Genomic DNA, 24,139 nt, shown 5'->3' with positions numbered 1-24,139 from the left:
ATGAGGCGTCTAAGATAACCTTTATTAAGCACAAAAATGTCAGTCTAATTACAGCTACTTAATTAAAAACAGGGCTGTTAGATGAATATTTTATAAAAATATTCAATCCACCTCACTTTTATACATATATTAGTTTTTTTTATTCATAAAAATCAGTTGACAGAAAAACCCATATCAGGCATTTTATAGCCTATGAATATTCTACTTAGCCGAATTATTATTATTATCACTACCACCCTCACCGGAATGGTGGTCATCGGCTGACGTGTAGAATTTGTCAATTTTATAAAGCCCGTGACCTATAAGGTTACGGGCTTTTTTTGTTTTAGGATTTAGGAGTAAAAATGCGTGTATTAAAATTTGGTGGTTCCTCTTTGGCTTCAGCTCAGCGCTTTATTGAAGTGGCAAATATCATCAAAAATAAAAGTAAGTCTTCTAGTCTTGCTATTGTTGTCTCTGCGCCTCAGGGCGTTACTAATCATCTGGTAGCGATGGCAGAGAATATTTCCAATGAAGAAAAGTTGCAAAGTGACTTACTGCATTTTAAACACGCAATTGAAAATATTATTAACGACTTATCCGCCACATTGCCCGATTTTTGCCAGCAACATAGCGAGCAAGTACTAGCCACTTGGGAACACCAGTTAAGTCGATACTTGCATGGCGCCACATTACTGTCATTTTGTCCTGAACATATACGTGCGCGTATTATCAGTATTGGTGAGCGCTTAAGTGTAGCCTTGTTGCAATCGGTACTGTCAGTTGACGCCATTGAAGTCAGTATTATTGAACCCGAAAAGTTTTTACGCACTAATGATGTTGCTATGAATGCAGTGGCTGACTTGGTGTTATGTAAAGAAAAGTTTCAACATGTATATAACGAACTCAATACCATAGCGCTTATGCCTGGTTTTATTGGTGTTGATAGCCTAGGCAATATAACCACCTTAGGCCGCAATGGCTCAGACTATTCTGCAGCCGTATTAGCGGTTTGTAGTGACGCCGAGTATTGCGAAATTTGGACTGATGTTGACGGCGTTTATAATGCTGATCCTCGCTTAATCAAAGAAGCGCAATTATTAGATTATTTATCCTACCAAGAAGCGATGGAGCTGTCTTATTTTGGCGCCAGTGTTTTACACCCTAAAACGATTGGACCGATTGCCCAGTACCATATCCCTTGTTTAATTAAAAATACCGGTAATCCTGACGCGCCAGGCACCTTAATTGCTAATGAAAATGATCAGCAAAAGCGGGTTAAAGCGATTTCAAACCTAGATGACTTAACCATGGTGAATGTTTCCGGCCCTGGTATGAAAGGCATGGTAGGTATGGCAAGTCGAGTTTTTGCTACTATGAGTCGTGAAAATGTTTCTTTAATTTTAATCAGTCAATCTTCAAGCGAATATTGTATTAGTTTTTGTATTTACTCGTCTGATGCCGTTAAAGCAGAGCGCAGTCTACAAGAAGAATTTGAATTGGAATTGTTAAACGGTTTACTAGAGCCGTTATCATTAACCCCTGAAATGTCGATTGTGTCGTTAGTTGGCGATGGTATGAATCATCAGCAAGGTGTGGCGGCAAAATTTTTCGCTTCATTGGCACAAGCCAGAGTCAATGTGGTGGCGATTGCGCAAGACTCGTCAGAGCGTAGTATTTCTGTCGTTATCGAAAGTAGAAAGTGCACTGATGCTATGAAAGTGAGTCATCAAAACTTTTTCTCACACAAAAAATCTATCGATGTATTTTTAGTTGGCTGTGGTGTGGTAGGTAGTGAGTTACTTGCGCAAATAGCGCGCCAACAGGCAAAACTGACCACAGACAATATCTCACTAAGAGTCTATGGTTTGGCTAATAGTAAAGGCATGGTATTTAACAGTGAAGGTATTGATGCGGCAAATTGGCAGGAAAACTTAAGGCAACAACCTGTGGCGGTTAATGTTGAAAACATTAAAGACTTTGTGCGTCAAAATCATTTAATTAACCCGGTATTAGTTGATTGTACATCTAATGAAGCACTCGCGTTGCAATATGTGGATTACTTAGAAGCAGGTTTTAATGTGGTAACGCCCAATAAGAAAGCCAACACAGACTCTTGGCAGTATTATCAAGCACTACGAACAGCAGCACAAAAAACCAACCGTCGATTTTTATATGAAACGACCGTTGGCGCAGGTTTACCTGTGATTGATACCTTACAAAACTTACTGAAAGCCGGTGATGAACTGGTGCGCTTTGAAGGGATATTATCAGGCTCTTTATCCTATATATTTGGTAAACTTGATGAGGGCATGACCTTATCTCAAGCAACTAATTTAGCCAAAGAACAAGGCTTTACTGAACCTGATCCGCGCGATGACCTGAGCGGTATGGACGTAGCGCGTAAATTGCTTATTATGGCTAGAGAAGCCGGTATGGCGTTAGAACTAGATGACATTGAAATAGAGCCAGTGTTGGCTAACTCATTTGACGCTAGTGGCGACGTAGCCACCTTTATGAGTAATTTACCAAGCTTAGATCAGGCCTTTGCCGAGCGAATTAATCTCGCAAAAGCGGATGGCAAAGTGCTTAGGTACATGGGTAACATCGTTGAAGGAAAATGTCAGGTGACTATCGAAGCTGTCGGCAAAGAACATCCTTTATATAGTGTTAAAGATGGCGAAAACGCTTTAGCGATTCATAGCCGCTATTATCAACCATTACCTTTCGTTTTACGGGGTTATGGTGCTGGCGCTGCGGTAACTGCTGCCGGTGTTTTTGGTGATTTATTAAGAACATTAGCATGGGAGCAACAACACTAATGAGCGTTTCAGTATTTGCACCTGCTTCAATTGGCAACGTTAATGTCGGTTTTGATGTTTTAGGTTTAGCGGTTAAACCCGTTGATGGCACATTATTGGGTGATGTGGTGACGGTTAGCCCTAGTAATGACGGCGATCAATTAACGGTTACCGGTGATTTTGCACATAAGTTACCCAGTGATGTTAAGCTAAATATTGTTTGGCAGTGTTTACTCTTGTTTAATAAAGAATTATTTGCCAGTAAACAGGCGAGTGTTGAAGTAAAAATAAGCTTAGATAAACGTATGCCAGTGGGCAGCGGATTAGGCTCTAGCGCCTGTTCAGTGGTGGCAGCTATTGCCGGCTTAAATGCTTTTTATGAAAAATACCATCAGTTTAGTTTTTCAAAGCAAGCGCTGTTAAAAATGATGGGAAAGATGGAAGCACAAATTAGTGGTAGTCTTCACTACGACAATGTTGCACCATGTTTTTTAGGGGGTATGCAGCTAATGGTGCCCGACCACGATATCATTGCCCGTAATTTACCGCCATTTCAAGATTGTTATTTTGTCATGGCATACCCAGGCATTGAAATATCAACCAAAGCAGCAAGAGAGATATTACCAAACGCTTATTCTCGTGCTGACTTGATCAGTTTTGGGCAGAATTTCGCCACATTTGTTGATGCTTGTCATCGCGGTGATAAAGCGCAAGCCTTTGCCGTATTAACTGATGTGGTTGCTGAGCCTTATCGAAAATCAATTTTACCTGGCTACAGCGAAGCGGCAAGTTATTTAACACAACAGGGCTGCTTGGCGGTTGGCATTTCTGGCTCAGGCCCAACACTTTTTTGTGTCACAGACGATCTAGCAAAAGCAACAGAATTTGCTGCTTGGTTAAACGACAATTATTTACAAACATCAGCTAACGGCAGCAGTGAAGGATTTGTTCATGTTTGCCAAGCTGATACTCAAGGTGCAGTGAGTTTACCTTAAAGCGCAATGCTATCTGTTGCTTTAAACCTCGAGATTAAACCCTATATAGGAATTGAGTGTGAAATTTTATAATTTAAAAGAAAACGATGAAAGAGTCAGTTTTGCTGGCGCGGTAAAGCAAGGCTTAGGGCGTAATCAGGGCTTGTTTTTTCCAGAAGAAATTCCCCGCTTTGATGATATTGAAGCCTTACTTGCGCTGCCGATGGTTGAGCGTAGCGTTAAAGTACTTTACCCTTTTGTTAGTGAAGATTTAACCGAAGAGCAGTTAACTGAAATTGTTACTGACGCCTTTAATTTTCCAGCGCAAATACAGCCTATTAGTGAACGTAGAGCCATACTAGAATTATTTCATGGACCGACACTGGCGTTTAAAGATTTTGGTGCTCGCTTTATGGCCAAATGTTTACAAGCGTTTGGTGAAGGCAAAAAAGTCACTATTTTAACCGCAACCTCCGGTGATACTGGCGCTGCCGTGGCACATGCTTTTCACGGTATTGACAACATTGATGTCGTGATCTTATATCCGAAAGGAAAAATAAGTTTATTACAGGAAAAAATGTTTACTACCTTAGGCGGTAATATTCGCACTATTGCGGTAGAAGGCACGTTTGACGACTGTCAGACGCTTGTTAAACAGTCTTTTGATGATCAAGAGCTTAAAGAGGCTATTGGGTTAAATTCAGCTAACTCGATTAATATTAGTCGTTTGTTGGCACAAATTTGTTATTACTTTGAAGCGGTTGCACAACTTTATCGTCAAAAAGGCACTGATGCTCTTAGAGATATTGTTTTTGCTATTCCCAGTGGTAATTTTGGTAACCTTACCGCCGGACTTTTTGCTAAAGCCTTAGGTTTACCTATTAAGCGTTTTATTGCCGCCACAAATGCCAATGATACCGTGCCTCGCTATTTAAAAACCGGCGAATGGACACCTAATGAAACAGTTGCAACCATTTCTAATGCCATGGATGTTAGTAACCCCAATAATTGGCCACGTATAGAACATATGTTAAAAGCGGGATTAGTTGAGCAAGATTGTGTCAGTTCAGTATCAATTGATGAAGAGCAAACACAAATGGCGATGATCCAACTGGCTAAACTTGGTTACATCAGTGAACCTCATGCCGCGGTTGCTTATAGAGCGCTGCAATATAATGCCCTAGATACTGAATTTGGTGTATTTTTGGGTACCGCGCATCCAGCGAAATTTAAAGATATTGTTGAAAGTACCTTAGGACAACCGATAGGCTTGCCAAAAGAGCTTGCCGATTGTGCGAGTGAAACCATTTTATCAACCACAAGTTCAACCGACTTTGCTGAACTTAGAGCTTACTTACTCAATTAGTTACTGCGCTGGTTAGCGTAAGATCAGGCTAGTGTTAAAGGGCAGTTTTTACTGCCTTTTATCTGCAGAAAGTATAGCAAGGCTGGGGTCAAGTAGCTGTGAGGCAAGTCGCTGTGAGGTGAGTAAATTTTTACGGTGAGTCATGGTAAATCGGTATTTTTCTTGCCAAGTTAGGCACTTAACATAGTGTGATATAGCGTAAACTGTAGCAGAAATAAAAAAGCCAAAGAAAATATTCTTTGGCTTTTTAGTTTTTCAAATCAGCAGTGATATTAGTTTAATAATCTTACTCTGATTGTTGCATCAATCTGTTTTAATTCTTTTAAGGCTAACTTGCCATTTTCAGCTTCAATATCAATAACTACATAGCCAATTTGGTCAGCGGTTTGTAAATACTGAGCGGCAATATTGATATTAAGTTTGGCAAACATTTGGTTGATTTGCGTTAACACCCCAGGTCTATTGTGGTGAATGTGTAATAAACGACTGGTGCCAAGATGCCCAGGTAAGGATACTTCAGGAAAATTAACGGCAGATAATGTTGAACCATTGTCTGAATATTTAGCTAGTTTACTGGCTACTTCAAGGCCAATATTTTCTTGCGCTTCTTTAGTGCTGCCACCAATATGTGGCGTTAAAATCACGTTATCAAAGGCACGTAACGGGCTAAAAAACTCATCGTCATTACTTTTAGGTTCAACTGGGAATACGTCAATTGCTGCACCAGCCACTTTTTTACTGGTTAATGCCTCGGCTAAGGCATCAATATCAACGACAGTGCCGCGCGAAGCATTAATAAAGATAACACCCTGTTTCATGACCTCAAATTCTGCTGCACCCATCATATTTTTGGTTTGTGGCGTTTCAGGTACATGCAAACTAATAACATCCGCTTCTTTCAATAATGAAGTCATAGTCGGCGCTTGGCTGGCATTGCCTAAAGGCAGCTTAGTTTCAATATCGAAAAAGCGAACTTTCATCCCTAAAGTTTCGGCTAGTATGCCAAGTTGCATACCAATATGACCATAACCGATAATGCCTAAGGTTTTGCCTCTGGCTTCAACTGAACCCGTAGCTGATTTATTCCAAACACCACGATGTGCTTGGGCACTTTTTTCTGGAATACCACGTAATAATAATAATGTTTCGCCCAATACTAACTCAGCGACAGAGCGGGTATTTGAAAATGGCGCGTTAAATACTGGGATACCAAATGATTGTGCTGCGGCTTTGTCTACTTGATTGGTACCAATACAGAAGCAACCAATAGCAACCAGCTTTTTAGCGTGGCTTAAAACATTTTTATTTAAGTCAGTGCGAGAACGTATACCAACAAAATGCACGTCGGCAATTTTCTTAATTAGCTCTGCTTCTGAAAGTGAGGCTTTAATATATTCAATATTTGAATAGCCTTTATTTTTCAGCTCTTCAAGGGCGCTCTGGTGAACACCTTCTAGAAGTAGTATCTTAATCTTGTCTTTTGCTAGTGAATTGTTGCTCATGATAGTTTATCTTCTCTCGATCAAACATTGATGTACTTAAATATATTTCAAATAAGCTTTTAGATGGCTAGATACCTAAAATACCATATAGGGTATAAACTCTAAAGTGTTATTTTATTATTTTTGTACCCTCTGCACTGCCGATAATTAAGACATTTGCTGGACGATTAGCAAACAAGCCATTAGTCACAACACCAACAATAGCGTTAATGCTATTTTCTAATGCTTTAGGGTCCATTATTTTTAAGTTATGCACATCAAGAATAACATTGCCGTTGTCAGTAATAACCCCTTGGCGATAAACCGGATCACCACCTAATTTTACCAGCTCTCTGGCGACATAACTGCGCGCCATTGGAATGACTTCTACCGGCAATGGGAAACGACCTAACATAGGCACTTGCTTAGTGTCATCGGCGATACAGATAAAGGTTTTTGCCACTGCAGCCACAATTTTTTCGCGGGTAAGGGCAGCACCGCCACCTTTGATCATATGCAGGTGAGGGCTAATTTCATCAGCGCCATCAACATAAACATCAATACCGTCAACGTTATTAAGATCAAACACTTCAATACCATATGATTTTAAACGCTCAGTTGAGCCTTCAGAGCTGGACACTACGCCAATAATTTTATCTTTAATGGTAGCAAGGGCGTCGATAAAATAATTTACCGTTGAGCCAGTACCAACACCAACAATGGTATCTGCTTTGATATAGTCTAGGGCTTTTATTGCAGCCGCTTTTTTCATGTCATCTTGAGTCATAATAGGCCTGTTTAAATAAAAAAGTTATTAGCTATCAGTAAAAGATAGCTATCAGCTATCAGTTGTAAGCTTTCAGTAAAATATAGTAATCAGTGGTTAGCTTTCAGTTTTAAGCGGTCAGCTGTCAGTACAATATAGTGATCAGTTATTAGTTACTAGCTATTAGTTGTAAGCGGTCAGCTGTCAGTAAAATATAGTGATCAGTTAAAAGTAATAAGTGATTAGCATTCAGTAAGAGGTAGTTATAAATCAAAAGAAGTTTTCGAGCTATATTTTAACTATGTCTGTAGTAACTGACTGAAAGCTGAGAGCTTAAAACGAACAGCTATCTCTTAACTATCTATGGTCAGTATTATAACAATAGTATCGAATTAATCAGGTTTTATTTATGGATATCAAACTTATATTGTCTTGTTGGCGTAATAATTTCAGGTAGCGGAATATCCCACAGTTGTGCGGGAATAGCGTCTATTAATTGGATGTCATGCGCTAAGCCTATTGGATAAGGCTTTGTTAACTTGCTTGGTGTAACGTCAAGCGGTTGATGCTGATGGCGGTATTGCTGATACCATGATGATAAGGTTCTATCATAGAATCCGCCGCCCATGCCTAAACGATTACCTAATGGGTCAAACGCAACCAAGGGGGTAAAAATAATATCTATTTCGCCGATAGTTTTAATCAAACGCACGTCAAGTTTAGGTTCTAAAATGCCATAGTTATTTTTTTTCATGACACTGTTTTCATCATAATGGAGAAACAATAACTGCCCATGACTAAAAGGATGAATAACCGGTAAGTAGGTCTTTTTGTTGTTTTGCCAACACCATTTTATAAAGGGCATAGCATCAAGCTCACTGTCATTTGCTAAATAAAGCGCAATATTTTTTGCTGCTAGCACATCGCTACGAGCGCTGAGTTGAATGAGTAAATCATCGGAGAACTGTTGTTGCTCAACCTCACTAAGACTTTGACGTTTAGTCCTAAGTGATTTTCTTATTTCATTTCGTGTAGACATCATCAATAGCGTTTTCTCATTAGGTTTTAAAACACAGCTTTTAGTTTGAAGTTTTTAGCTATCAGATTTAAAAAATAGCTTTCAGTTTATTTGTCTGTTTGGCTTTATCACAGTACGTTTTGTATTCGCTGTACGGTTGACGGACTAAAGTCCGACCTACAAAACAATCGCTTAACATTTACATTATCACCTTTAGGCTCTATGTATGCCCGATGTAGGTTGGACTTTAGTCCAACAGGTTTAAAAAGCAGCTATCAGTTGAAAATTTGAAGCTGTCAGGTCTAAAGAAAAATAGTTTTCAGTTTATTTGTCTGCTTGGTTTTATGTCACTAGGTTTTGTATTCGCTGTACGGTTGACGGACTAAAGTCCGACCTACAAAATAATCGTTTAACATTTACATTATCACCCGCAGGCTCTATGTAGGTTGGACTTTAGTCCATCAGGTTTTAAAAGACAGCGCTCAGCTTTAAGTTTTGAGCTGTCAGATTTAAAGAATAATAGTTTTCAGTTTATTTTTCTGGTTGGTTTTATGCCACTAGGTTTTGTATTCGCTGTAAGGTTGACGGACTAAAGTCCGACCTACAAAACAATCGCTTAACATTTACATTATCACCTTTAGGCTCTATGTAGGCCCGATGTAGGTTGGATTTAGTCCAACAGGTTTAAAAAGCAGCTATCAGTTGAAAATTTGAAGCTGTCAGGTTTAAAGAAAAATAGTTTTCAGTTTATTTGTCTGCTTGGTTTTATGCCACTAGGTTTTGTATTCGCTGTACGGTTGACGGACTAAAGTCCGACCTACAAAACAATCGCTTAAATCTATATTATCACCCGTATGTTCTTATGTAGGTTGGACTTTAGTCCAACAGGTTTTAAGCTGTAGCTATCAGTAAAAAATTTTCATAGACAAAAAAATAGCCAACATCTAGTTGGCTATTTTTACTGTTAATTATTCAAAATAATTATGCAGTAGATGTTGTGCTTTTACCTTTAACTGGCGATGAAGTGTCATCTTCTTCTGTTTCTAGCGCTTCCCAGAATCTAGATTTCAAGCCAATGAGTAAAATAATAATACCAATACCAATACTAAATAGACTGATTTGAATATATAACGCTGGAATTTGTTCAACGTTGTTTGGATCGTAATTACCAGCAAGCAAACCAGAAATAATATTACCAATTGAATAGGTTAAAACAAATACACCCATCATTTGGCCAGCAAATCTTCTCGGTGATAATTTACTCACGGCACTTAAGGCGATAGGACTTAAGCATAATTCACCAACTGTGTGTAAAAAGTAAGTGGTAATTAGCCAACCGGGCGCAACTTGTAAGCCACTGGCTGCATATTGTGCGGCAAAAAACATCACGATAAAGCCACTTGCCATAATAATTAAGCCAACAGCACATTTAATGCCGTATGCCGGTGTAACCATTCTTTGACCTAATTTAATCCAAAATGCGGCGAAAAAAGGTGATAGCAAAACAATAAACATAGCATTAGAGAACTGAAACCATGCCGTTGGAATTTCAAACGAACCTATCATACGGTCAGTGTAATCACGAGCGAATAAGTTTAATGATGAGCCGGCTTGTTCAAAGCCAGACCAGAAAAAAGCTGAGGCAATACAAATTAATAATAATGCCCAAAGTTTTTTCTTTTCATTGCCGGTTAAGTCACTAAAAAAGTAAATAATGGCATAATAAATAACAAAAATTAAGGTAAATGCTATTGCGACATATTGTGCTGTGGCAATAGGGTCTATCACCACAATGCCTTCAAAGGTTAAAACAGTGACCACTGCAATGGCAACTAGCGAAGCCGCTATAATTATCCAGCTAGTGCGTTGACCTTTTGCTGACAAAGGTGCAACCGGTTTTGCGCCAACACCTTCTAATTTTGGTGTAGTAATTTTATATTGAATAAGGCCTGCTGCCATGCCTATTGCGGCGGCACCAAAAGCATAATGCCAACCAAAATCCGAAGCTAAATAACCACAAACTAAATAGCCAATAAAAGAACCTAAGTTAATGCCCATGTAATAAATAGCATAACCACTATCACGGCGTTTATCATTTTCACTATATAATTGGCCAACCATAGCGCCAATATTAGGCTTTAATAAACCTGTACCTAAAATAACTAAAATCAAACCAATAAAGAATGTTTTGTCATTTGGGATAGCTAAAACTATGTGGCCAAACATGATGATAATGCCGCCATACCAAACCGCTCTTTGCCCACCCAGTAATCTGTCTGCTATCCAACCGCCGGGTAAGCCCATAAAATAGACGGTACCCGTATATAAACCATAAATAGCGGTTGCCGATGCAATAGTTAATGCTAAGCCGCCTTCTTGTAAGGTTGCTGTCATAAAAAGAACAAGCAATGCGCGCATGCCGTAATAACTCATGCGTTCCCACATTTCTGTGACGAAAAGTGTTTTTAATCCGCCTGGATGGCCATAAAAAGCCTCTGAATTTGGGGTACTCATATAAAATCCTCGATAGGTAATACCAAACACGGTTTAAAATTATTATTGTTTCAACATGAATATATATCGGGTTGAACGTGCTCAGATAAATTAAAAGTTTTATTAATCAACCCGCTTTATACCTTTGGTAGCATCGAAAGGCAAGTAAGCGCGGTTAATCTTTATGTTAATGAATGTAAAGTTATATCAAACCAATTGATTTTGCTGCCGACACACTTTAATTAGGAGGTTAATTTCAAGGCACAATAGCATGTTTTTATAGGTCGGACTTTAGTCCGTCAACTGTACAGCGGGCTATTAACGAGATGGGGTAACAAGCATTTGCAGTTGTCATTTTTTGTCGTTCGCATTTATGCGAAAACAGTTAAATTTCATTTAACTTGATGGACTAAAGTCCACCCTTCATCGAGCTTACGGGTGATAATGTAGGTTTAGGCGATTGTTTTGTAGGTCGGACTTCAGTACGTCAACTGTATAGCGGGCTATTAACGAAATTGGGTAACAAACATTTGCAGTTGGCATTTTTTGTCGTTCGCATTTATGCGAAAACAGTTAAATTTCATTTAACCTGATGGACTAAAGTCCAACCTACATCGAGCCTACGGGTGATAATGTAGATTTAGGCAATTGTTTTGTAGGTCGGACTTTAGTCCGTCAACTGTATAGCCGGCTATTAACGAAATGGGGTAACAAGCATTTGCAGTTGGCATTTTTTGTCGTTCGCATTTATGCGAAAACAGTTAAATTTCATTTAACTTGATGGACTAAAGTCCAACCTACATCGAGCTTACGGGTGATAATCTAGATTTAAGTGATTGTTTTGTAGGTCGGACTTTAGTCCGTCAACTGTATAGCGGGCTATTAACGAAATGGGGTAACAAACATTTGCAGCTGGCATTTTTTGTCGTTCGCATTTATGCGAAAACAGTTAAATTTCATTTAACTTGATGGACTAAAGTCCAACCTACATCGAGCTTACGGGTGATAATGTAGGTTTAGGCGATTGTTTTGTAGGTCGGACTTTAGTCCATCAACTGTATAGGCAGCTATTAACGAAATGGGCCAACAAACATTTGCAGTTGGCATTTTTTGTCGTTCGCATTTATGCGAAAACAGTTAAATTTTATTTAACTTGATGGACTAAAGTCCAACCTACATCGAGCTTACGGGTGATAATGTAGATTTAGGCGATTGTTTTGTAGGTCGGACTTTAGTCCGTCAGCCGTTTAGTGACGCATAGCGTAATGATTAAGAACCAGACAAGTATAATGAAAGCTGTTTCACTTCAAACTGACAGCTAATAACTTAAGGGCTTGTTTACTCAAAGCTGTTTCTTTAACTGACAGCCATCTCTTTTATCTCTTATATCTTAATGAGTAACGCATAATATACTGTACTTAAAAAGTTACTTTAATCAAAGTAAACTTACTGATAGACTCGCCTGTGATTTACTTAAAATTAACTTTTTATTAACTTTTGGTTAAGGTTGATTTCTGTCCCCTCCGTATACACAGGAAAAACATGTACCAATGATTTACTTTATCCGTCAACTGACAAGCCTTTTGGTAGTTTTTACACTCTCCTTTAGTGCTATCGCAGCGCAAATTAGCCCACAGCAAATAGAGCAATTTAAAAATTTACCTAAATCTCAGCAGCAGTCATTAGCACAAAGCATGGGTGTTGATCTTAATGCCGTTATGGGACAAATATCGGGTAGCAACCAACAAGCACAATTATCATCTACACCCGTTGTGCCAAGATCTACAGTTGAAAATAAAATGGTAGGGCAAGCAGAGGTTATTGAGTTTGAAAGTGACACTGAATTATTTAAGCCACTAACAAGATTTGGTATGGAGGTTTTTGCCAATGCGCCAAGTACGTTTACCCCCACCATGGATATTGCCATTCCTGAACACTATATCCTAGGCGTTGGCGACCAATTATCGATACAAATGTATGGTAAAGAAAATGCTGAATACATACTGCCAATAACGCGAGAGGGCAATATACTTATCCCTAATATTGGACCAGTGAAAATTGTTGGTTTAGCGTTTGGCGAGATGAAAAAATTTCTAGCTGAAAGAATTCAACAACGTATTTTGGGCGTAAACGTGGTGGTTAGCTTAGCTGAATTACGTTCAATGCGTATTTTTGTTTTAGGTGACGCCTACAAACCAGGCCCTTACACGCTTAGTTCACTTTCAAGTGTTACACACGCTATTTTTGCTGCCGGTGGGGTTAGCGATATTGGCTCATTACGTAATATTGAAGTAAAACGCGCGGGCAAAATAGTACAAACTGTTGATTTATACGACCTGCTAATAAACGGCGACTCTTCAAGCGACATTTTGTTGCAATCTGGCGACGTGGTTTTCATTCCAACTCAAAGTAAAAATGTTTCAATACGGGGCGAAGTTAGGCGTCCGGCTATATACGAACTAAAGGCTGGCGATAACTTCAATCAAATTATTGAAATGGCCGGTGGTTTGTTACCGTCTGCCTATCCGCAATCAACCATGGTAGAACGCTATAATCAAGACAGCTTACTTAGCATCATTAATATTGACCTAACGGATAGTAAAGCGCGTAAACAATTACTGAAAAGTGGTGACTATATTCGGGTGTTAAAAAGCTCGGGTATGTATGAACAATCAATTACTGTTATCGGCGCCGTGACACGTCCTGGAAAATATCAATGGCAACAAGGTCTTAAAATAGCTGATTTGCTGCCCAGTTTAGACTCTCATATTTTGCCTTCTGCTGACTTAAGTTACGGCTTAATTGTGCGTCAAAAAGACCAAGCCAGAAATATTGAAATATTACAATTTAACTTAGCCAAGGCGCTTAATAAATCAACACCTAATCCGGTTGATAACCTTGCCTTATTACCTAACGACAAACTATTGATATTTGCTAATGTTACTAAGCAGTTGGATAAAAAAATATCATTAGACCAATTGGCTTTTACCCAAGAGCAACTTTTTGCCAAAGAGCGACAGCAGGCTAAAACGTCACATAAAGAAAAATTGTTTTGGGACAAATATGGCGGCAGTTCATCACAATATGCAACAGACACTGATGCAACTGAAGAAGCAGGGCGTTTAGCCAATCAATCTTTAGTGCAGATGACCAATAGTAGTGTAGACCAGGAAGTCGATATTCGTGCAATGGGTTTGTTTTCTCGCCCTCGTTTGTTAGCGCCAGTGCTAACAAAGTTACGTCAGCAAGGCGCATCTGGCCAACCCATTCAATTGATTGAAGTAGATGGCCAAGTCAAGTTTCCTGGTGTTTATCCGCTAGCGAAAAATGCAAAAGTGAGTGATTTATTAGCCGCTGCTGGTGGCGTAAATGAGTCGGCTTACTTAGCGCGAGCAGAGGTTACTCGTAATACACTTACCGCGGCAGGTGCGACAAAAATTTCTTTAGATGTCGACCTAGGCTTAGCCTTAAAAGGAGATGAAGTTTTCGATATTGCTTTGCAAAGTAAAGATCGACTAAACGTGCATAAAATTCCGGCCTGGAGTGAAAACCATGTGGTTGAATTACGCGGAGAGTTTGTCTTTCCTGGCAAATATACCATTCGTCGCGGTGAAACCATCGCTGACTTAGTTAGTAAAGCCGGCGGTTTAACCCAATATGCTCACCCTGACGCGTCAGTGTTTACTCGCATAAAGTTAAAAGAACTTGAAAAGCAAAACCTAGTTAAGCTTGCTGGTGACCTACGTATTGAAATGGCCTCTAAATCGTTAACCGAACAAGGTACTTCAGCTTCTTACGACGATGCCCAAAAACTACTGGCTGATATTACTAATCTAGATCCAGTCGGGCGTTTAGTGATTAATCTACCCAGTTTAATGGCTTCAAATAATAATGATGTGTTACTAGAGGGCGGTGACGTACTTTATGTGCCAACTAAGAACAACTCCATTAATGTTATTGGCCAAGTTCAGGTGGGCTCATCACATTTATATGACAATGCCATGACGACCGAAGACTATATCGAGCAAAGTGGTGGCATTAAAAAACGTGCTGACGCCGATCGTATTTATGTTATCTCGGCCAGTGGTAGTATTAAAATGGTTGAAGAAAGTAACTGGTTTTCTGGCGCAGCAGACGCCTTGTTAAAACCAGGCGATACCATCGTAGTGCCATTAGACTCTGAATATATGAATGAACTAACATTATGGTCAACAGCCACACAAATTATTTATAACTCTGCTGTAGCAGTAGCAGCAATAAACGGTATTTAACCTGATGGACTAAAGTCCAACCTACATAGAGCCCACAGGTGACAATGTAGCGTTGGGCAATTGTTTATGTAGGTCGGACTTTAGTCCGTCAACTGTTCAGCGGCCTATTAACGAGATGGAGTAACAAACATTTGCAGTTGGCATTATTATTTGTCGTTCGCATTTATGCGAAAACAGTTAAATTTCATTTAACCTGATGGACTAAAGTCCAACCTACATAGAGCCCACAGGTGACAATGTAGATTTAGGCGATTGTTTTGTAGGTCGGACTTCAGTCCGTCAACTGTTCATCGGCCTATTAACGAAATGGGCCAACAAACATTTGCAGCTGGCATTATTTTTTGTCGTTCGCATTTATGCGAAAACAGTTAAATTTCATTTAACTTGATGGACTAAAGTCCAACCTACATAGAGCCCACAGGTGACAATGTAGATTTAGGCAATTGTTTATGTAGGTCGGACTTTAGTCCGTCAACTGTTCATCGGCCTATTAACGAAATGGAGTAACAAACATTTGCAGTTGGCATTATTTTTTGTGGTTTGCATTTATGCGAAAACAGTTAAATTTCATTTAACTTGATGGACTAAAGTCCAACCTACATAGAGCCCACGGGTGATAATGTAGGTTTAGGCGATTGTTTTGTAGGTCGGACTTTAGTCCGTCAACTGTTCAGCGAATACAAAACGTAGTGGGATAAGGCCAAACAGACAGCTGTCTTTTAAAACCTGATGATAAAAATATCAACCGACAAGTAAACTTTAAACAGAAGGCTTTATTCTACTAACAGCTAATAACTTATAACTTTTTTAATAACCGCTATTAAAGGCAAAGGATTCCCAAAATGATACGTGATTTAAATGATGTGAAAATAGCCGTAATAGGCTTAGGCTATGTTGGTTTACCACTGGCAGTAGAGTTTGGAAAAAAATATCAAACCTTAGGTTTCGATATCAATCAAGCACGTATTACTGAATTAAATAATGGCACAGACAGTACCCTTGAGGTTAGCGATGAAGAATTAGCTGAAACAACCAACCTAAGTTATGCTTGCCAACCTGAAGACTTGAAAAACTCCAACGTTTATATCGTTACCGTACCAACACCTATCGACCAGCATAAACAGCCCGATTTAACACCATTACTTAAAGCCAGCGAAATGTTAGGTAAAGTGATCAGTAAAAACGACATTATTATTTATGAGTCGACGGTTTACCCAGGTGCAACTGAAGAAGCTTGTATTCCCGTAGTCGAAAAAGCCTCGGGTTTAGTGTACAACAAAGACTTTTACGCAGGTTATTCACCTGAACGTATCAACCCCGGTGACAAAGAGCACAGAGTGACTAATATTTTAAAAGTCACCTCTGGCTCAACACCTGAAGTAGCGACAATTGTAGACAACCTATATCGCTCTATTATCATTGCAGGCACCTATAAGGCGAGTTCAATTAAAGTTGCAGAAGCCGCAAAAGTTATTGAAAACACACAACGCGACGTTAACATTGCCTTAATTAACGAGCTGTCTATTATATTTAACAAACTCAATATCGACACCTTAGAAGTACTTGAAGCTGCTGGCACCAAATGGAACTTTCTGCCCTTTCGCCCAGGTTTAGTCGGTGGTCACTGTATTGGTGTTGATCCCTACTACTTAACGCATAAAGCGCAATCAGTAGGTTATCATCCTGAAATGATACTCGCTGGTCGGCGTTTAAATGACGGCATGGGCGCTTATGTTGTCTCTCAGTTAGTCAAAAACATGCTACACAAACGTATTCAGGTAGAGGGTGCGAATGTGTTAATTATGGGTCTAACCTTTAAAGAAAACTGTCCTGATTTACGCAATACCAAAATTGTTGATATTGTTAGTGAGCTTAAAGAATACAACATGAATGTTGATATTACTGACCCCTGGTGTTCAAGCGAACAAGCCGAGCACGAATATAACTTAAGCCTGACAGAAAAACCCGAAGCTGGTCATTACGACGCTATTATTTTGGCGGTAGCCCATAATCAATTTAAGAGCTTAGGTGTTGACGAAATTCGCAAACTAGGTAAACAACACCATGTACTTTATGACCTAAAGTATATACTACCAAAAGAGTCAGTAGACATGCGTTTATAGTGTAGGGGATAAATCAGCAATGCAGTCCGAAGGCTCAACCTACATCGAGCCCACGGGTGATAACGTAGGTTGAGGCGATTGTTTTTTAGGTCGGACTTTAGTCCGAGAACTGTACAGCAGGCTATTAACGACATGGGCCAACAAACATTTGCAGTTGGCATCACTCCGAAAACAGTTAAATTTCATTTAACCTGATGGACTAAAGTCCAACCTACATAGAGCCCACAGGTGATAATGTAGATTTAGGCAATTGTTTTGTAGGTCGGACTTTAGTCCGTCAACCGTACAGCGGGCTATTAACGAGATGGGCCAACAGGTATTTACAGCGTATTATTTTTTGCAGTTGGCATTATTCCGAAGGCAGTTAAATTTCATTTAACCTGATGGACTAAAGTCCAACCTACATAGAGCCCACAGGTGATAATGTAGATTTAGGCGATTGTTTTGTAGGTCGGACTTTAGTCCGTCAACCGTACAGCAAGCTATTAACGAGATGGGCCAACAAACATTTGCAGTTGGCATTATTCCGCAAACAGTTAAATTTCATTTAACCTGATGGACTAAAGTCCAACCTACATCGAGCCTACGGGTGAAAATGTAGATTCAGGCGATTGTTTTGTAGGTCGGACTTTAGTCCGTCAACCGTACAGCAGGCTATTAACGAGATGAGCCAACAAACATTTGCAGTTGGCATTATTCCGAAAACAGTTAAATTTTATTTAACCTGATGGACTAAAGTCCAACCTACATAGAGCCGACAAGTGACAATGTAGATTTAGGCGATTGTTTTGTAGGTCGGACTTTAGTCCGTCAACCGCACAGCAAGCTATTAACGATATGGGCCAACAAACATTTGCAGTTGGCATTATTCCGCAAATAGTTAAATTTCATTTAACCTGATGGACTAAAGTCCAACCTACATAGAGCCGACAGGTGATAATGTAGATTTAGGCGATTGTTTTGTAGGTCGGACTTTAGTCCGTCAACCGTGCAGCGGGCTATTAACTAAATTAGCCAATGCCAAAGCTTTAATAAATTATAAAACATGGAGGTTTTATGTCATGGTCTGATTTGCGTAAAGGCCGTTATTCACATGAGCAAGGTGAGTATTTTGTTACTTTCAATACCCAAAACAGAGAACCATATTTTCATGATTTTAATTTGGCCTGTTTGTTTTCTCAGCAAATAATTGTTAATGAAACTAAGCATAATTGTGTATGGCTGGCATGGGTATTAATGCCTGATCATTTTCATGGCTTATTGCGTTTAAATGCTGATGGTTCAACACTACCTAATGTTGTTAAGGGTTTAAAGGGAAGTGCTAGCTTTATTATTAATAAAGAACGTAATCAGCAAAAGCAATTTTGGCAATCATCGTTTTATGATCGTACTTTAAGGGTTGATGAAAATAGAAAGAATCTAGCTAGATATATTCTTGCCAATCCATTGAGAAAAAGATTAGTGAATAATATTGCTAATTATTCTTTTTGGAATTCAGTATATTTGTAGGTCACTGTTTATATAAAAGTTAAACTTTATTGAACCTGATGGACTAAAGTCCAAACTACATAGAGCCTACGGGTGATAATGTAGATTTAGGCGATTGTTTTGTAGGTCGGACTTTAGTCCGTCAACCGTACAGCGAATAAAAAACGTAGTAGGGTAAAACCAAACAAATAAGCAATCTGAAAGCTATTTTTTATAACTGACAGCTTAAAACTTCAAACTGACAGCTGTTTTTTAAAACTTGATGGACTAAAGTCCAACCTACATAGAGCCGACAGGTGATAATGTAGATTTAGGCGATTATCTTGTAGGTCGGACTTTAGTCCGACAACCGTACAGCAAATACAAAACGGAGTAGGTTAAAGCCAAACAAACAAATAACCTAAAAGCTATTTTTATAACTGAAAGCTGACAGCTATCTTTTAAAACCTGATGGACTAAAGTCCAACCTACATCAAACCTAAGGGTGACAATGTAAATTTAGGCGATTGTTTTGTAGGTCGGACTTTAGTCCGACAACCGTACAGCAAATACAAAACGGAGTAGGTTAAAGCCAAACAAACAAATAACCTAAAAGCTATTTTTATAACTGAAAGCTGACAGCTAAAAACTATCAAACTGACAGCTGTTTTTAAAACCTGATGGACTAAAGTCCAACCTACATCGAGCCGACAGGTGATAATGTAGATTTAGGCGATTGTTTTGTAGGTCGGACTTTAGTCCGTCAACCGTGCAGCAAATACAAAACGTAGTAGGATAAAGCCAAATAAAAAAGTAATCTAAAAGCTATTTTTATAACTGAAGGCTGACAGCTAAAAACTTCAAACTGACAGCTATCTTTTAAAACCTGATGGACTAAAAACCAACCTACATAGAGCCTACAGGTGATAATGTAGATTTAGGCAACTGCTTTGTAGGTCGGACTTTAGTCCGTCAACCGTACAGCGAATACAATAAAACTTAATATTTAAAACTAAATGGAAGTAATAATGTCAAAATATGAAGAAGTACAAAAGCAGCTTAAGCAAGAACCAAAAGTTTGGCTTGTTACTGGGGTCGCAGGTTTTATTGGCTCAAACCTTCTAGAAACATTATTACTATTGAACCAAAAAGTTATCGGTTTAGACAACTTTGCTACCGGTCACCAACGTAACTTAGACGAAGTAAAATCTGAGGTATCAGCACAGCAATGGCATAACTTTACTTTTATTAATGGCGATATTCGAAACTTTGATGACTGTCAACAAGCCTTTACTATTAACAACCTTAACGTTGACTATGTGTTACATCAAGCCGCCCTTGGCTCTGTGCCTCGATCTATAGCAGATCCTATTTTAACTAACGCGGCCAATATTACGGGTTTTGTGAATATGTTAACCGCAGCAAAAGACGCTAAAGTAGCCACTTTTGTTTATGCCGCATCAAGCTCTACTTATGGCGATCACCCCGCGTTACCAAAAGTTGAAGCAAACATTGGTAAGCCATTATCCCCTTATGCCGTGACTAAATATGTTAATGAACTTTATGCCGATGTATTTAATAAAACTTACGGCTTAAATGCCACCGGCCTGCGCTACTTCAATGTATTTGGTAAACGCCAAGACCCTGATGGCGCCTACGCTGCAGTTATTCCTAAATGGACAGCCGCTATGATAGACAACCAAGACTTATTTGTTAATGGTGATGGTGAAACCAGTCGTGATTTTTGTTTTATCGAAAATGCCGTACAAGCCAATATATTAGCGGCCACAGCGAATGAGCAAGGCAAAAACCAAATATATAATGTCGCGCTAGGGGATAGAACAACACTTAATGAATTATTTTCGAGCTTAGTTGCTGCATTAAACACCAATGAGGTTAGCTATACTAAAACAGCTATATACCAAGACTTTAGAGTTGGAGATGTGCGCCATTCTCAGGCGGATATATCAAAAGCTAAAAAACTTATCGGTTATCAACCAGCATACCGTATTCAACAAGGCATAAATAAAGCCATGCCGTGGTACATCAAATTTTTAACCAAGCAAGCAAACTAAGCAAAATTAAGTAAGTAAAGCAAAACCAAGTAAACAAAGCAGATCAAGCAAAATAATTAATTCGCCATATTGAAATTAATTTTTTTGACAAAGAACAGTAATTAAACTACTGTGCAATGCTGATCTGTTAGGTATGTCTTTTAAAGTCAATTTTAAGCAATCTTTCGACTGACTTTATATGGATATAATTAAGCCTTTGTCATTTTTTTATAAAAGCTTATTTGACTATCTAATAATTAAACCATCGCTATAAATTATAGAAGTTAAATAAATCAATGAAGTTATTTTTTGTCAAAATCACACTTGTGTCGTTACTTTTCATCAGTGCCTTTAATGTTTTTTCTGCAGACGTAAGCCAAGCACAAATAGAACAATTTAAACAATTGTCACCGAGTCAGCAAAAAGCCCTCGCGAAAAACATGGGTATTGACATCTCAGCACTAGGTGGCCTTGGCAATAACAGCAAAGCAGCTACGCAGTCATCTCCCTCATTAAATGAACTAGTGCCAGTTAGAAACACACCAATAGATGAAAATGATCCAGCATTAAAATCATCTGACGAAACTTTACCAGAAATTGAGGCCATTAGCCTACAGTTTGAAAAAATTGAAAACACCCTTAGCCTAAAGCCTTTTGGTTACGAGTTATTTGCTGGCGAACCATCAACATTTGCCCCTGTTTCTGACGTACCAATTCCTTCTGAATATGTTTTAGGCCCAGGCGACTCTTTATCTATTCAGCTTTATGGTAAAGAAACCATGAGTTACAACTTACCCATAAACCGTCAAGGTAATGTTGATATTCCTAAATTAGGACCGGTTAATGTAGCAGGGCAAAGTTTTAGTGAAGCAAAAAGTTTAATCACCAGTATTATCGACGAGCGAATATTAGGCGTTAAAAGCAACATATCAATGGGCGAATTACGCTCTATTAAAGTATTTGTATTGGGCGAAGCTTATCGCGCCGCGTCATATACCTTAAGTTCGTTATCAACGGTAACTCAAGCCATATATGCAGCGGGTGGTATTAACGACATTGGCTCATTGCGCAACATTCAAGTAAAACGCCGTGGCAAAGTTATTGCAGAACTAGACTTATACCAACTGTTATTACAAGGTGATACCTCAGGCGATATCAGTTTAATGGCCGGAGATGTGGTTTTTATACCTACGGTGGGCACAACAGTTGGCATTAAAGGTGAAGTAAGTCGTCCAGCGATTTATGAGCTTAAAAACGAGCAAAGCATAGCTGAGGTCATAAGTTTGGCCGGTGGAGTAAAAGCCACAGCTTATAAGCAAGTAGGAAAAATAGCACGTATCAACAAAAGTGGCTTACGTTCAGTGCTCAGTGTTAACTTACTGACCGGCCAAAATAGCCAAGTTAACAATGGTGACATCATAGAAGTGGCCTCAGTGTTATCAACACTAGAGCAAAGTATTACCGTAAAAGGCCATATTCAACGTCCCGGTATTTATGGTTGGTATAAAAATATCAAATTAAGCGATATTCTTCGCAGTATTAATGACTTTAAAACCCAACCTGATCTTGAATACATTTTAATTACCCGTAAAAACCCTATTACCGGCAAATTGACCAGCTATAACGTCAATTTTGCTAATTATATAAAAAGTCAGCAAGCCTCGTCAGACTTTGTTTTACAGGCAGAAGACACAGTTTACGTATTTAACAAACAAAGAAATCGTAGCGAAAGCCTAGAACCCTTGCTTGAGGTGCTAAAAGCACAAACTCAACTGGCAGAGCTTGCCACTATTGTTAGCGCAAAAGGCGCGGTGCGTAATCCTGGCGATTATCCGTTAACCGTAAATGCCACAGTTAATGACTTACTCAATGCGGCTATGGGTTATACACGAAACTCTGAATTAGAATATGCTTTACTCGCCAGAAAAGACAAACAACTAAATACCAGTGTGCTTTACATCGACCTAACCAGTGCCACCGCGAAGAATATTTCACTAACCGCGCTTGACCGATTGTTTTTGTTTAACCGCAACAAGCCGCGTACTGAATTACTTGAGGAATTAATTACTGAATTGCGCCAACAAGCTGACAAGTCAAAGGCACAAAATGTTGTTAGCATCACCGGCGATGTTCATTTTCCGGGGCAATACCCTTATGTTATTAACATGACTAGTAATGAATTGATTAATTTAGCCGGTGGCTTGAAAGAGTCTAGCTACTTGGTTAATGCAGACTTAGTGCGCTTTAATCATGACGGTATAGAAAATGCTGAAATTAGCCATCAAAATATTAATCCAGCGAGTCAGTTTATACTGCAATCACTTGATAACTTAAACATTAAACGCATACCTGATTGGCAAGAAAATCGAGAAATTAAATTAACCGGCGAAGTGGTTTTTCCCGGTAGTTATATTATACAAAAAGGTGAAACCTTAAATAATGTTATACAGCGCGGTGGCGGCTTAACAACAGAGGCTGATGCCTCGGCGGCAATTTTTACCCGAGCCGCGCTTAAAAAGCAAGAAGCTGAAAAAATAGCACAGCTGAAAGCACAGTTAGAAAGTGAAACAGCGCAAATAAAATTAACTGATGATGAAGCGGGCAGCGCTGAACTGACCGAATCATCAGCCTTGTTAACTCAATTAAATTCGGCTGAAGCCATTGGCCGCTTAGTAATTGACCTACCACAAGTATTAAGCAATAACCTAGCCGATATTCGCTTAGATAACGGCGATGTTTTGTATATACCCAAAAAACGAGAGTCAATCAGCGTAATAGGCGAAGTGCAATATGCAACATCACACTTGTATGAAAACGGTGTTGATTTTAACGATTATATTAACCGCTCAGGTGGCTTAAAAACCCGTGCTGACCAAGAACGTATTTATATTATCAAAGCCGATGGCACAGTGCAGTTAGCCAGTAATAACAACAACTGGTTTTCAAGCCAGGCTGATATGTTAGCACCAGGCGATACCATAGTAATACCGCTAGATTTAGAATATAAAGACAGCCTAAGCCTTTGGTCGGCAGTAACACAAATTATTTATAATTCAGCCGTAGCGGTTGCAGCCATTAGCGGTTTGTAATAGCTGGTTTGGCGTTTTTATCTGTTTTTGAATGACAGTGAATTGCTAACAATTTCAGAGAGATACTGACGCTATTGCTAGTAATAGCGTCAGCGGCATAGTTATTTAATCTCGTGTATTTAACTATAAAACTCCTTGTAGGTCGGACTTCAGTCCGACAGCCACAAAACTTAAAACTACTTGTAGGTCGGACTTCAGTCCGACAGCCACAAAACTTAAAGCTACTTGTAGGTCGGACTTCAGTCCGTCAGCCACAA

Annotated in this window: 12 protein-coding genes; 8 read left to right on the top strand and 4 right to left on the bottom strand. The window is 39.1% G+C overall.

All coding sequences use genetic code 11. The features are described 5' to 3' along the window. Nucleotides 1–344: 344 nt before the first annotated feature. The 3 genes from thrA to thrC are packed head-to-tail and all read left to right on the top strand — an operon-like array spanning nt 345 to nt 5,120. Nucleotides 345–2,801 carry a bifunctional aspartate kinase/homoserine dehydrogenase I gene (gene thrA / locus H4J61_RS07280; RefSeq protein WP_182184531.1) on the top strand — a complete coding sequence of 819 codons (2,457 nt, stop codon included), beginning with the start codon at nt 345–347 and terminating at the stop codon, nt 2,799–2,801. Continuing rightward, nucleotides 2,801–3,775: a homoserine kinase gene (thrB, locus tag H4J61_RS07275; protein ID WP_182184530.1), complete on the top strand. Its 975-nt coding sequence runs from the start codon at nt 2,801–2,803 to the stop codon at nt 3,773–3,775. The genes thrA and thrB overlap by 1 nt, the downstream gene beginning before the upstream one ends. Nucleotides 3,776–3,833: 58 nt before the next feature. Then, a complete protein-coding gene (gene thrC / locus H4J61_RS07270; RefSeq protein ID WP_182184529.1) occupies nt 3,834–5,120 on the top strand; it encodes a threonine synthase in 1,287 nt (428 codons plus the stop codon). Nucleotides 5,121–5,392: 272 nt separating this feature from the next. Here the strand turns inward: thrC and serA are convergent, their stop codons facing one another. The 4 genes from serA to H4J61_RS07250 all read right to left on the bottom strand — a co-directional run bounded on the left by serA (nt 5,393) and on the right by H4J61_RS07250 (nt 10,899). Then, a complete protein-coding gene (gene serA, locus H4J61_RS07265; protein WP_182138245.1) occupies nt 5,393–6,622 on the bottom strand; it encodes a phosphoglycerate dehydrogenase in 1,230 nt (409 codons plus the stop codon). Nucleotides 6,623–6,731: 109 nt separating this feature from the next. Further along, nucleotides 6,732–7,388, bottom strand: a complete 657-nt coding sequence (rpiA, locus tag H4J61_RS07260) for a ribose-5-phosphate isomerase RpiA (protein WP_182184528.1) — start codon at nt 7,386–7,388, stop codon at nt 6,732–6,734. A 382-nt stretch (nt 7,389–7,770) separates the two neighbouring features. Continuing rightward, nucleotides 7,771–8,409 carry a 5-formyltetrahydrofolate cyclo-ligase gene (locus H4J61_RS07255; protein WP_310650042.1) on the bottom strand — a complete coding sequence of 213 codons (639 nt, stop codon included), beginning with the start codon at nt 8,407–8,409 and terminating at the stop codon, nt 7,771–7,773. 957 nt (nt 8,410–9,366) lie between these two features. After that, complete coding sequence (locus H4J61_RS07250; RefSeq protein ID WP_182138247.1) at nt 9,367–10,899, bottom strand: peptide MFS transporter; 1,533 nt, start codon at nt 10,897–10,899, stop codon at nt 9,367–9,369. Nucleotides 10,900–12,428: 1,529 nt separating this feature from the next. Between H4J61_RS07250 and H4J61_RS07245 the strand changes: the two genes are divergently transcribed. The 5 genes from H4J61_RS07245 to H4J61_RS07225 all read left to right on the top strand — a co-directional run bounded on the left by H4J61_RS07245 (nt 12,429) and on the right by H4J61_RS07225 (nt 23,882). Continuing rightward, the gene (locus tag H4J61_RS07245; protein WP_182184527.1) at nt 12,429–15,149 is read left to right on the top strand and encodes an SLBB domain-containing protein; all 2,721 of its coding nucleotides are present in this window, start codon (nt 12,429–12,431) and stop codon (nt 15,147–15,149) included. Between the two features lie 842 nt (nt 15,150–15,991). Beyond that, nucleotides 15,992–17,272 (top strand): Vi polysaccharide biosynthesis UDP-N-acetylglucosamine C-6 dehydrogenase TviB, encoded by a 1,281-nt coding sequence (gene tviB, locus H4J61_RS07240; protein WP_220461205.1) that lies wholly within the window; start codon nt 15,992–15,994, stop codon nt 17,270–17,272. 1,056 nt (nt 17,273–18,328) lie between these two features. Continuing rightward, a complete protein-coding gene (locus H4J61_RS07235) occupies nt 18,329–18,781 on the top strand; it encodes an REP-associated tyrosine transposase (RefSeq protein ID WP_182184526.1) in 453 nt (150 codons plus the stop codon). Between the two features lie 986 nt (nt 18,782–19,767). Then, nucleotides 19,768–20,814, top strand: coding sequence for an NAD-dependent epimerase/dehydratase family protein (locus H4J61_RS07230; RefSeq protein WP_182184525.1), 1,047 nt, complete (start codon nt 19,768–19,770; stop codon nt 20,812–20,814). A gap of 275 nt (nt 20,815–21,089) precedes the next feature. After that, the gene (locus H4J61_RS07225; RefSeq protein WP_182184524.1) at nt 21,090–23,882 is read left to right on the top strand and encodes an SLBB domain-containing protein; all 2,793 of its coding nucleotides are present in this window, start codon (nt 21,090–21,092) and stop codon (nt 23,880–23,882) included. Nucleotides 23,883–24,139 lie beyond the last annotated feature (257 nt).

The sequence above is a fragment of the Colwellia sp. MB3u-4 genome, assembly GCF_014077065.1.
GTDB lineage: Bacteria > Pseudomonadota > Gammaproteobacteria > Enterobacterales > Alteromonadaceae > Cognaticolwellia.
This window is presented reverse-complemented; position numbering and strand designations above follow the sequence as displayed.

What these genes read in the sequence shown, in the direction of transcription:
- tviB (WP_220461205.1), top strand. Translation starts at nt 15,992, where the DNA reads ATGATACGTGATTTAAATGATGTGAAAATAGCCGTAATAGGCTTAGGC.
- H4J61_RS07235 (WP_182184526.1), top strand. Translation starts at nt 18,329, where the DNA reads ATGTCATGGTCTGATTTGCGTAAAGGCCGTTATTCACATGAGCAAGGT.
- thrB (WP_182184530.1), top strand. Translation starts at nt 2,801, where the DNA reads ATGAGCGTTTCAGTATTTGCACCTGCTTCAATTGGCAACGTTAATGTC.
- H4J61_RS07250 (WP_182138247.1), bottom strand. Translation starts at nt 10,899, where the DNA reads ATGAGTACCCCAAATTCAGAGGCTTTTTATGGCCATCCAGGCGGATTA.
- thrA (WP_182184531.1), top strand. Translation starts at nt 345, where the DNA reads ATGCGTGTATTAAAATTTGGTGGTTCCTCTTTGGCTTCAGCTCAGCGC.
- H4J61_RS07255 (WP_310650042.1), bottom strand. Translation starts at nt 8,409, where the DNA reads ATGATGTCTACACGAAATGAAATAAGAAAATCACTTAGGACTAAACGT.
- H4J61_RS07230 (WP_182184525.1), top strand. Translation starts at nt 19,768, where the DNA reads ATGTCAAAATATGAAGAAGTACAAAAGCAGCTTAAGCAAGAACCAAAA.
- rpiA (WP_182184528.1), bottom strand. Translation starts at nt 7,388, where the DNA reads ATGACTCAAGATGACATGAAAAAAGCGGCTGCAATAAAAGCCCTAGAC.
- serA (WP_182138245.1), bottom strand. Translation starts at nt 6,622, where the DNA reads ATGAGCAACAATTCACTAGCAAAAGACAAGATTAAGATACTACTTCTA.
- H4J61_RS07225 (WP_182184524.1), top strand. Translation starts at nt 21,090, where the DNA reads ATGAAGTTATTTTTTGTCAAAATCACACTTGTGTCGTTACTTTTCATC.
- H4J61_RS07245 (WP_182184527.1), top strand. Translation starts at nt 12,429, where the DNA reads ATGATTTACTTTATCCGTCAACTGACAAGCCTTTTGGTAGTTTTTACA.